This is a genomic window from Aeromonas simiae, assembly GCF_000820125.1.
Lineage (GTDB): Bacteria > Pseudomonadota > Gammaproteobacteria > Enterobacterales > Aeromonadaceae > Aeromonas > Aeromonas simiae.
Map to the genome: position 1 here is coordinate 97,783 of NZ_CDBY01000051.1, position 7,276 is coordinate 105,058.

Here is a 7,276-nt window from a genome sequence, read left to right on the forward strand (position 1 = left end):
CGAGATGGAACAACAGCACAAGGTCGTGCGGCTGCATGACATGAGCCTGCGTGACGGCATGCACGCCAAACGGCATCAGCTCTCCCTCGAGCAGGTGGTGTCGGTCGCGACCGGCCTGGATGAGGCCGGCGTGCCGCTGATCGAGGTGACCCATGGCGATGGGCTGGGGGGGGCGTCCCTCAACTACGGCTTCCCGGCCCACAGCGACGAGGAGTACCTCAAGGCGGTGGTGCCGCGCATGAAGCAGGCCAAGATTTCGGCCCTGCTGCTGCCGGGGATCGGCACGGTCGATCACCTGCGCATGGCTGTCGATTGCGGGATCAGCACGGTGCGGGTGGCGACCCACTGCACCGAGGCCGACGTGTCGGAGCAGCACATCGGCATGGCCGCCAAGCTGGGGCTCGACACGGTGGGCTTTTTGATGATGGCGCACATGGCCAGCCCGCAGACCCTGCTGGAGCAGGCGCGGCTCATGGTGAGCTATGGGGCCAACTGCATCTATTGCACCGACTCGGCGGGTTACATGCTGCCTGGCGATGTGGCCGAGCGTTTTCGGCTGCTGCGCGCCGAGCTGCCGGCGGAGATCGAGCTGGGCTTTCATGGCCACCACAACCTGGGGATGGCGATCGCCAACTCGCTGGTGGCCATCGAGTGCGGCGCCAGCCGGATCGACGGCTCGGTGGCCGGGCTGGGGGCGGGGGCCGGCAACACGCCGCTGGAGGTGCTGTGCGCCGTGCTCGAGCGCATGGGGACCCCGAGCGGCGTCGATCTCTACCGGATCATGGACGTGGCCGAGGATCGGGTGGTGCCCATGATGGATCAGCCGATTCGGATGGATCGGGATGCCCTGACCCTGGGCTATGCCGGGGTCTACTCCTCCTTCCTCTTGTTTGCCAAGCGCGCCGAGCAGAAGTACGGCGTGTCGGCGCGCGACATCCTGGTCGAGCTGGGGCGGCGCGGCACCGTCGGCGGGCAGGAGGACATGATTGAAGACCTGGCGCTGACCATGGCCAGAGCGGCGCGTTGAGCGGCCAAGGGCCGACGGAAATCGTAAGGATCACAGATGAACCACTTGAACACTGAGCAGATTGAACAGCTGGCCGCCCACCTAGAGCAGGCCGAGCTGGAGCGGCGTGAAGTCACCAAGATCACCGACGACTACCCGCAGATGAGTTACCGGGATGCCTTCGACATCCAGTGGGCGATCCGCCGCCGCAAGGAGGCGCGCGGCCACAAGGTGGTGGGCATGAAGATGGGGCTGACCTCCTGGGCCAAGATGGCCCAGATGGGGGTCGAGCACCCCTGCTATGGCTTTCTGGTCGACACCTACAGCGTGCCGGATGGGGGTGAGATCGCGTTTGATGCGCTGATCCACCCCAAGATCGAGGCCGAGCTGGCCTTCGTGACCAAGCAGGAGCTGCGCGGCCCCGGCTGCCACATCGGTGATGTGTTGCGAGCCACCGACTTCGTGATGCCGGCGGTCGAGGTGATCGACTCGCGTTACCTGGATTTTCGCTTCGATCTCAAGAGCGTGATTGCCGACAACTCCTCCTCCAGCCGTTTCGTGGCGGGGGGCACCATGGCGGATGTCGAGGGGCTGGATCTGAAGAACCTCGGGGTGGTGATGGAGATCAACGGTCAGGTGGTGCAGACCGGTGCCGGCGCTGCGGTACTGGGCCATCCCGCCGCTTCGGTGGCCCTGCTGGCCAACATGCTGGCCGAGCGCGGCGAGGTGATCCCGGCCGGCAGCTTCATCATGGTCGGGGCCATCACGGCGGCGGTGCAGGTCAACAAGGGGGACAACTTCGTGGTCCGCTATCAGGGACTGGGCACCGTCAGCGGTCGTTTCGTCTAACCGGGAGAGCAGAGGATGCCAATCGTTGAAGTCAGCATGATGGAAGGTCGCTCCGACGAGCAGAAAGAGGCCGTCATCAGCGAGATCATCCAGGCGCTGGAGCGGGCCATCGGAGCGCCGCAGGAGTCGGTGCGGGTACTCATCTACGAGCTACCCAAACAACATTTTGGTATCGGCGGACAGTCGGCCAAGCGCAGGGGTCGCTGACCCTTTTACCCCTCTTCGTGGTCATGGCGGCGCTACCTGGCAACCGGTGGCGGGGGAGGGGTCTGCCTGCTAGAGCGTCATGGTGGTCAATGGAGTGACACTCCAGGAGGTGTGTGTATGGGCGGCTATATCGTCAAGATCCGGGGTCTGGAAGGGAGCGAGGCCCGTTTTGTGGTGCGGCAGGGAGAGAGCCTGCTGGCCGGGGCTGAGCGAGGCGGCGTATCCCCCATTCCCGTTGGCTGCTGCCGGGGGGGATGTGGTTTGTGCCGCATCAGGGTGGTGAATGGTTGCTTCTGGCGTGGACACATGAGCCGCCGCCATGTGTCGGCCGAGCAGGCCGGGGCCGGCTATGCCCTGGCGTGTCAGGTCATACCGGAGAGTGACATGGAGATCGAACTGGCTGGAGTGGTCGCGATGAATCCGCTTCGCCAGTACTGCGTCAATCAGGAATAAGGAGAGTCGATATGAAAAAGGGAGTCATGCGTCCGGGTCACGTGCAGCTGCGCGTCATGAACATGCAGGATGCCATCGCCCACTATCGGGATCTGATGGGATTGATTGAAACCGATCAGGACTCACAGGGACGGGTCTATCTCAAGGGCTGGACCGAGGTGGATCACTTCTCCTTGGTGCTGCGCGAAGACAGCACGCCGGGCATGGATTTCATGGCCTTCAAGGTGCTCGATGAGAAGACCCTCGACGCCCTGCATCAGGATCTACAGGCGTACGGGGTCAAGGTGACCGAGATCCCGGCCGGGGATCTCAAGGGATGTGGTCGCCGTCTGAGCTTTGTTGCCCCGACGGGCCACACCTTCGAGCTGTATGCCACCAAGGAGCAGACGGGGCGCTACGGGGTGGGCAACCACAACCCGGAAGCCTGGCCACGGGGTTTGCAAGGGATGCAGGCTCAGCGCCTGGATCACTGCCTGCTCTACGGGGATGACCTTGACAACACCTACCGCCTCTTCCAGGAGGTGCTGGGCTTTGATCTGTGCGAGCAGGTCATGGCCGAGGATGGCACCCGGGTGGCGCAGTTCTTGACGGTCTCCATGAAGGCCCACGACATCGCCTTCATCCGTCACACGGAGAAAGACAAGCTGCACCACGTCTCGTTCCTGCTGGAGTCGTGGGAGCAGGTGCTCAAGGCCGGCGATTTGCTGACGATGACCAACACCGCCATCGATATCGGGCCGACCCGGCACGGCATCACCCACGGTCAGACCATCTACTTCTTCGATCCCTCCGGCAACCGCAACGAGGTCTACAGCGGCGGCGATACCTTCTACCCGGATCATCCGCCCATCACCTGGGATGCCGACAAACTGGGCAAGGCGATCTTCTATCACGACCGCAAACTGAACGAGCGCTTCCTGACCGTGGTGACCTGATTGTGCAGTGGCAGGGGAGAGCGGCTCTTTTTAGACAGAGGTGAGAACAGACGATGCAAGAGTTCAAGAATTTCATTAATGGCGAGTATGTCGGCTCCAGTGAAGATCGGCGTTTCGAGAATCGCTGCCCGGTCGACAACAGCCTGATTGGCTATGTGCATGAGGCGGGCCAACGTGAGGTGGACGCCGCGGTCAAGGCCGCCAAGGCGGCGCTGAAGGGGCCGTGGGGGCAGTTTACCCAGGCCCAGCGCATCGCCCTGCTCAACCGGGTGGCCGATCGGATCAACGAGCGTTTCGAGGAGTTTCTTGAGGCGGAGTGCCGCGACACCGGCAAGCCGCGCTCGCTGGCCAGCCACATCGACATCCCGCGCGGGGCGGCCAACTTCAAGGCCTTCTCCGAGACCCTGAACAACCAGTCGACCGAGGGATTTCGCCTCGATACGCCGGATGGGCGCGGCGCCATCAACGTGGGTCAGCGCACCCCCAAGGGGGTCATCGCCGTGGTCTGCCCCTGGAACCTGCCCCTGCTGCTGATGACCTGGAAGGTGGGGCCGGCGCTGGCCTGTGGCAACACGGTCGTGGTCAAACCATCGGAAGATACGCCGGCCACCACTACCCTGCTCGGGGAGGTGATGAACGAGTGCGGCGTCCCCGCCGGGGTGTTCAACGTGGTGCACGGCTTCGGGCCCAATTCGGCCGGGGAGTTTCTCACGACCCATCCGCTGGTCGATGCGATCACCTTTACCGGTGAGACCCGCACCGGCGAGATCATCATGCAGGCGGCCTCGGTGGGGCTGCGCAACATCTCGCTGGAGTGCGGTGGCAAGAACGCCGCCATCGTCTTTGCTGACTGCGATCTGGAGAAGGCGGTGGAGGGCACCATGCGCTCGGCCTTTGTCAACTGCGGTCAGGTCTGCCTGGGCACGGAGCGAGTCTATGTCGAGCGTCCCCTGTTCGAGCGCTTCCTGGCGCGGATGAAAGAGGAGGTGGCGCGGCTCAAGCCGGGCAGACCGGAGGACGCGCAGGCCAACTTCGGCCCCCTGGTCAGCCATCAGCACAGGGACAAGGTGCTGAGCTACTACGAGCTGGCGCGTCAGGAGGGGGCCAAGGTCGAGATCGGCGGCGGTGTTCCCGACATGGGCGAGGCCCTCAGCGGCGGCGCCTGGATTGAGCCGACCATCTGGACTGGGCTGGCGGATGACGCCCGCGTGGTGCGCGAGGAGATCTTCGGCCCCTGCTGCCACCTGCGCCCCTTCGACAGCGAGGAGGAGGTGATCGCGCTGGCCAACGATACCCCCTACGGGCTGGCCGCCTCGGTGTGGACCGAGAACGGCTCGCGCGCCCTGCGGGTGGCCGAGCAGATCGAGGCCGGTACCGTCTGGATCAACAGCTGGTTCCTGCGCGACCTGCGGGCTGCGTTTGGCGGGATGAAGCACTCCGGCATCGGCCGTGAGGGGGGCGTCCACGGGCTGGAGTTCTATACCGAGCTCAAAAACATCTGCATCAAGCTGTAAGGGAGGACGAGATGCACAGTGAACAGATCCGCGCCTGTGGTGACGAGCTTTACATGGCTCTGCGCCAGCGGGAGACGGTGGCCCCGCTGACCGAGCGGTTCCCCGACATCACCCTGGCCGATGCCTATCAGATCTCCTTGCACATGCTGCAACGCCGTGAGCAGGACGGGGAGCGGGTCATCGGCAAGAAGATTGGTCTCACCTCCAAGGCGGTGCAGAACATGCTGAAGGTGGGGCAGCCGGACTTTGGCTTTCTGACCAACGCCATGGTCTACAGCCAGGGGGCCGAGATGCCGGTCAGCTCGACCCTGATCCAGCCACGGGCAGAGGGGGAGATTGCCTTCATCCTGAAGCGGGATCTGCTGGGCCCCGGCATCACGGCCGCCGATGTGCTGGCCGCGACCGAGTGCCTCATCCCCTGCTTTGAGGTGGTGGATTCCCGGATCCACGACTGGAAGATAGCGATCCAGGACACGGTGGCCGACAACGCCTCCAGCGGCCTGTTCCTGCTGGGGGATCGCGCCGTGTCACCGCGCCGGGTCGATCTGGCGACCTGCGGCATGGTGGTGGAGAAAAATGGCGCCGTGATCAGCACCGGCGCCGGTGCGGCCGCGCTGGGCAATCCACTCAACTGCGTGGCCTGGCTGGCCAACACCCTCGGTGAGCAGGGCATCGCCCTCAAGGCCGGTGAAGTGATCCTGTCGGGGGCCCTGGTGCCGCTGGAGCCTGTTAAGGCGGGGGATTTCATGACCGTCTCGGTGGGGGGGATGGGCAGTGCTTCGGTGCGCTTTACCTGACACCTGCGCGCCGTGGTCATGCCATGGCCGGGGCGCGCACTCTGGGCGCCCGTCATGGGAAGAGCGGGCAGCCTTGGCTGCCCGTTTTGTTATTCGTTGCCGCCGATGCGGTTGGGAAACGCGCGGCGGTCGGCGTCGGTGGCGGTCTCATTGCATTCGCCACGCACCTTCCACGAGGTGCGCGAGAGCACGATGAACCCCTCGCGGCAGTACTGCTTGTCGGTGAGCCAGCCGGCGATGCGGTCTTCTTGCAGCGCCTCGCGGGTCTCCAGCAGGCTCTTGCGCGGGCGTTGCAGTTGTCCCTCGTCGTCCGAGCGCGAGAGACCGGGGCGGCGCTCCAGTGGCGCCGACTCGAACACGAAGCGCTTGCTCCCCTCCTCGTTGATGTGGGTGGTGAAGAGGGCGGGCGGCTCACTCTGACCACCGGGCAACCCCGGCAGGGAGGCGCAGGCGGTCAGCAGCAGGGCAGGGGACAACAGCAGTAACAGACGCAAGGGCGGACTCCGTTCAGACGAGCTGATCTGTGGGCAGCAGGGTAACATGTTTACCGGCGGGCAGGATCAACCCCTGCCACATCCAGTGGTGGTGGTCGATGATCTGCTCGGCACTGAAGTGGGGGCGGTCGGCCGTGGTGTGGGCATCGCTCACGGCCACCACATTGAAGCCGAGGGCGGCGGCGCTGCGCAAGGTGGTATCGACGCAAAAGTCGGTGGCGCAGCCGGTGATGAGCAGACGGCGGGGGGCCAGGATGCGCAGGCGGGCCGCCAGATCGGTGCCAAGAAAGCTGTCGCAGGCGCTCTTGCGCAGGTGACCGTCGGCCTCGTCCACCTCCAGATCCGGATGCAGTGCCCAACCCGGCGTGCCCACGGCGATCTCCTCGCCCGGCAGGCCATCGTGCTGCACATAGAGCACGTGCCCCGCCTGCGCCCGCACCGAGCGGGCTAGGCGGTTGATGTTCCCGATCACCTGTTTATCGTTGCGGCGCGGCTGCTCAAACAGCCCTCGCTGCATGTCGATCACCAGCAATACATCCATGCTCTCTCTCCTCGGTCGTTCAGGGTTGCAGCCAGCGGCGGCAGTCGCGCGCGCGGGCGCCCTGCAATGATGCCATGTCCTGCTTCATCTCTTCACGACTTTTCCAGCGCTCGGGCAGCGGCGCGACGTGGACCTCGACATCGGCGGGGCGGCCGGAGGGGGCCATCTTGGCGCCGGTGACCGGGGTGATCAGTGCCAGCGTGAGGGCCGGATTGCGCGCCGCGATGCGGCTGGCCAGCCCCAGCCCGCCCTGTACGTGGAAGTTGCCGGCGATGTGCATGAGGCGCCGGCCCGGATGGCGGGCCAAAAATGCCACCATGCTCTCGGCCATGGTGTCATCCCAGGCGGTCTGAGCGGCGAAGCGGCGTGCATTGGCATCCCGATCACCATGGTGCTGCGAGGCCATGAAGGCGCGCTGGTAGTCATCTTCTTTCAGGGTCAGGGTGCGGGCCAGTTGGGCACGGCGGGAAGGGGGGAGCT

General features: G+C 65.0%; 10 protein-coding genes. 7 read left to right on the forward strand and 3 right to left on the reverse strand.

Annotated features, from left to right (window positions below):
• Window positions 1–4: 4 nt before the first annotated feature.
• From dmpG to dmpE, 7 genes are all read left to right on the forward strand, one after another.
• Window positions 5–1,027, forward strand: coding sequence for a 4-hydroxy-2-oxovalerate aldolase (dmpG, locus tag BN1134_RS09850; protein WP_042046937.1), 1,023 nt, complete (start codon window positions 5–7; stop codon window positions 1,025–1,027).
• A gap of 36 nt (window positions 1,028–1,063) precedes the next feature.
• Window positions 1,064–1,855: a 2-oxo-3-hexenedioate decarboxylase gene (dmpH, locus tag BN1134_RS09855; RefSeq protein WP_042046938.1), complete on the forward strand. Its 792-nt coding sequence runs from the start codon at window positions 1,064–1,066 to the stop codon at window positions 1,853–1,855.
• A gap of 15 nt (window positions 1,856–1,870) precedes the next feature.
• The gene (locus tag BN1134_RS09860; protein WP_042046940.1) at window positions 1,871–2,062 is read left to right on the forward strand and encodes a 2-hydroxymuconate tautomerase; all 192 of its coding nucleotides are present in this window, start codon (window positions 1,871–1,873) and stop codon (window positions 2,060–2,062) included.
• Window positions 2,063–2,179: 117 nt separating this feature from the next.
• A complete protein-coding gene (locus tag BN1134_RS09865) occupies window positions 2,180–2,515 on the forward strand; it encodes a 2Fe-2S iron-sulfur cluster binding domain-containing protein (protein ID WP_042046942.1) in 336 nt (111 codons plus the stop codon).
• An 11-nt stretch (window positions 2,516–2,526) separates the two neighbouring features.
• Window positions 2,527–3,450, forward strand: a complete 924-nt coding sequence (locus BN1134_RS09870; RefSeq protein WP_042046945.1) for a catechol 2,3-dioxygenase — start codon at window positions 2,527–2,529, stop codon at window positions 3,448–3,450.
• Between the two features lie 53 nt (window positions 3,451–3,503).
• On the forward strand, window positions 3,504–4,964 hold the full coding sequence (locus tag BN1134_RS09875; RefSeq protein WP_042046946.1) for a 2-hydroxymuconic semialdehyde dehydrogenase: 1,461 nt from the start codon (window positions 3,504–3,506) through the stop codon (window positions 4,962–4,964).
• Between the two features lie 11 nt (window positions 4,965–4,975).
• Complete coding sequence (gene dmpE, locus BN1134_RS09880) at window positions 4,976–5,761, forward strand: 2-oxopent-4-enoate hydratase (protein WP_042046947.1); 786 nt, start codon at window positions 4,976–4,978, stop codon at window positions 5,759–5,761.
• An 89-nt stretch (window positions 5,762–5,850) separates the two neighbouring features.
• Here dmpE and BN1134_RS09885 read toward each other — a convergent pair whose 3' ends face one another.
• From BN1134_RS09885 to BN1134_RS09895, 3 genes are all read right to left on the reverse strand, one after another.
• On the reverse strand, window positions 5,851–6,255 hold the full coding sequence (locus BN1134_RS09885) for a hypothetical protein (RefSeq protein WP_042046949.1): 405 nt from the start codon (window positions 6,253–6,255) through the stop codon (window positions 5,851–5,853).
• Between the two features lie 13 nt (window positions 6,256–6,268).
• Window positions 6,269–6,796 carry an isochorismatase family protein gene (locus tag BN1134_RS09890; protein WP_042046950.1) on the reverse strand — a complete coding sequence of 176 codons (528 nt, stop codon included), beginning with the start codon at window positions 6,794–6,796 and terminating at the stop codon, window positions 6,269–6,271.
• Between the two features lie 19 nt (window positions 6,797–6,815).
• Window positions 6,816–7,276, reverse strand: a 461-nt coding sequence (locus BN1134_RS09895) for a ChaN family lipoprotein (RefSeq protein WP_042046951.1), incomplete at its 5' end; no start/stop codon positions are given.

Excerpts from the sequence above, each read along its gene's own strand:
- BN1134_RS09875 (WP_042046946.1), top strand. The coding sequence starts at position 3,504 with ATGCAAGAGTTCAAGAATTTCATTAATGGCGAGTATGTCGGCTCCAGT.
- dmpG (WP_042046937.1), top strand. The coding sequence starts at position 5 with ATGGAACAACAGCACAAGGTCGTGCGGCTGCATGACATGAGCCTGCGT.
- dmpE (WP_042046947.1), top strand. The coding sequence starts at position 4,976 with ATGCACAGTGAACAGATCCGCGCCTGTGGTGACGAGCTTTACATGGCT.
- BN1134_RS09865 (WP_042046942.1), top strand. The coding sequence starts at position 2,180 with ATGGGCGGCTATATCGTCAAGATCCGGGGTCTGGAAGGGAGCGAGGCC.
- BN1134_RS09890 (WP_042046950.1), bottom strand. The coding sequence starts at position 6,796 with ATGGATGTATTGCTGGTGATCGACATGCAGCGAGGGCTGTTTGAGCAG.
- dmpH (WP_042046938.1), top strand. The coding sequence starts at position 1,064 with ATGAACCACTTGAACACTGAGCAGATTGAACAGCTGGCCGCCCACCTA.
- BN1134_RS09870 (WP_042046945.1), top strand. The coding sequence starts at position 2,527 with ATGAAAAAGGGAGTCATGCGTCCGGGTCACGTGCAGCTGCGCGTCATG.
- BN1134_RS09860 (WP_042046940.1), top strand. The coding sequence starts at position 1,871 with ATGCCAATCGTTGAAGTCAGCATGATGGAAGGTCGCTCCGACGAGCAG.